The organism is Amnimonas aquatica (assembly GCF_002943415.1).
Lineage (GTDB): Bacteria > Pseudomonadota > Gammaproteobacteria > Pseudomonadales > Moraxellaceae > Perlucidibaca > Perlucidibaca aquatica_A.
In genome coordinates this window covers 1-1,679 of sequence record NZ_PTQZ01000289.1, presented here as the reverse complement: position 1 = coordinate 1,679, position 1,679 = coordinate 1, and the positions used below count along the sequence as shown (strand labels likewise).

Here is a 1,679-nt window from a genome sequence, read left to right as displayed (position 1 = left end):
GGTGAAGGCAGGCAGCGCGACGCGGACAATGTCGCCGCCATTGATGTCGATATCGACGTTGAGCACATCGGTGCTGACACGCACCACGCCACCTGTGCCGCGCTCGGCGGAAACCTTGGCGGTTTCGGCGAGGGCCTGCGACGGCGGCGTGACGGCAACCGGAACATCGCTGGCTGCCGGCGTGGTGGCCACGGCCTGGGGTACATCGACGGAAGCCGCTGCACCCGCGGTCACTGCCGGATTGTCCACGGCGACGGCTTGCTCTTCGGCGACCGGCGCCGCTTCAGGCTTGGGCGCGTAGTCCTGCTGCCAGTTCAGGAAGAGGAAATAGCTGACCACGGCCAGTGCGATCAGAATCACGGTGCGACGGAGTTCCATGCTTTACGGGTCCTGTCGGTTGCTTGAACCAGGGGTATGGGTTGAACCGGGCGTCAACGTCTCGGGCACCGGATCATAACCGCCGGGATGCCCCGGATGACACCTCGCGAGACGTTTTGTTGCCAGCCATCCGCCTTGCACCACGCCAAAACGATGAATGGCTTCCTCGGCATAGGCCGAGCAGCTGGGGTGGAAACGGCAGTGAGGCGCCATCATGGGACTGATGGCATAGCGGTAGAAGCGGATCGGCAGCAGGGCGATCTGTTTCATGACGGCTGGGGCGGCGATTCCTGCGACGGCTGCTGACGTGCCTTGCGCGCCAGCTTGCGCAGAGCGTCGCGACAGTTGTCGTGCAGGGTCATGTTGTCGATCACGGACAGATCCTGACGGGCCAGGAAAACGATATCCATGGCGGGCAGTTCGCTGTTCATGAGCCGGAAATCATCGCGGACACACCGCTTGATGCGGTTGCGATCAACAGCCAGGCGGACCTTCTTCTTCGCAATGATGAAGCCGATGCGGCTGTTGCCGCTTTCGGACGGTCTGGCCAGCAGCAGAAAGCTGCCCTGGCTGGCCTTGAACACGGCGCCATCCATGACCCGCTTGAAGTCCGCTGGTGTCAGCAGCCTCAGGGATCGCGGATAGCGCTTGCCGGTCACCTGCTTTCAGGCAGCCGGGTTCAGACGGTCAGACGCTTGCGGCCCTTGGCGCGACGGCGAGCCAGGACCTGACGGCCGTTCTTGGTCGCCATGCGGGCGCGGAAACCGTGGGTGCGCTTCTGCTTGATGGTGCTGGGTTGGAAAGTGCGCTTCATGACCGTAATCCGATGCTGAACAGGCCCATGCGGGCGGAAAGGTGCGAGATGGTAAGTAAATGACCAGTCGCTGTCAATCGAATTCGCTGACCGAGGATCACGCCGCTTCGCTGTCGCGGACTGGTGATCCTGATGATGCAGCCACCGGTTCTGCGTACCTTGTTTCGGAACTATAGCGCATTCCCCGGAATATGCACCTGTCTCCTGTCACTTGCAGATGAGGTCCTGCCCTGTTCCACGGTTTCACGATTGTGCACAGACGCGATGAGGATTCGGGCTGCTCGTTGTCCTAATACTCACAAGAAAGATTTAAAGAGCGGTAATGGTTTATATGGTGTTCGGCCGTTTCTGTGGACAAGTCATTTTTTATATTTATAAACATGAACTTGCATTGACATGAAAGTTGTTTGAAGATGCCCTCGGCGCTCGCTGTGTTTCCTGTGGACGATTGTGGACAAGTTTGACCCTGTCAGTTATCCACAGAAGT

General features: G+C 59.4%; 4 protein-coding genes. All 4 read right to left on the bottom strand.

Going from position 1 to position 1,679, the window contains the following annotated elements; genetic code table 11:
• A partial coding sequence (gene yidC, locus C5O18_RS09190) for a membrane protein insertase YidC (protein WP_146089326.1) occupies positions 1-378 on the bottom strand: 378 nt, incomplete at its 3' end.
• Between the two features lie 3 nt (positions 379-381).
• A complete protein-coding gene (gene yidD / locus C5O18_RS09185; protein ID WP_105193312.1) occupies positions 382-648 on the bottom strand; it encodes a membrane protein insertion efficiency factor YidD in 267 nt (88 codons plus the stop codon).
• Positions 645-1,037 carry a ribonuclease P protein component gene (gene rnpA, locus C5O18_RS09180; protein ID WP_105193310.1) on the bottom strand — a complete coding sequence of 131 codons (393 nt, stop codon included), beginning with the start codon at positions 1,035-1,037 and terminating at the stop codon, positions 645-647. The genes yidD and rnpA overlap by 4 nt, the downstream gene beginning before the upstream one ends.
• A gap of 20 nt (positions 1,038-1,057) precedes the next feature.
• Positions 1,058-1,192, bottom strand: coding sequence for a 50S ribosomal protein L34 (gene rpmH / locus C5O18_RS09175; RefSeq protein ID WP_105193308.1), 135 nt, complete (start codon positions 1,190-1,192; stop codon positions 1,058-1,060).
• Between the last annotated feature and the right edge of the window lie 487 nt (positions 1,193-1,679).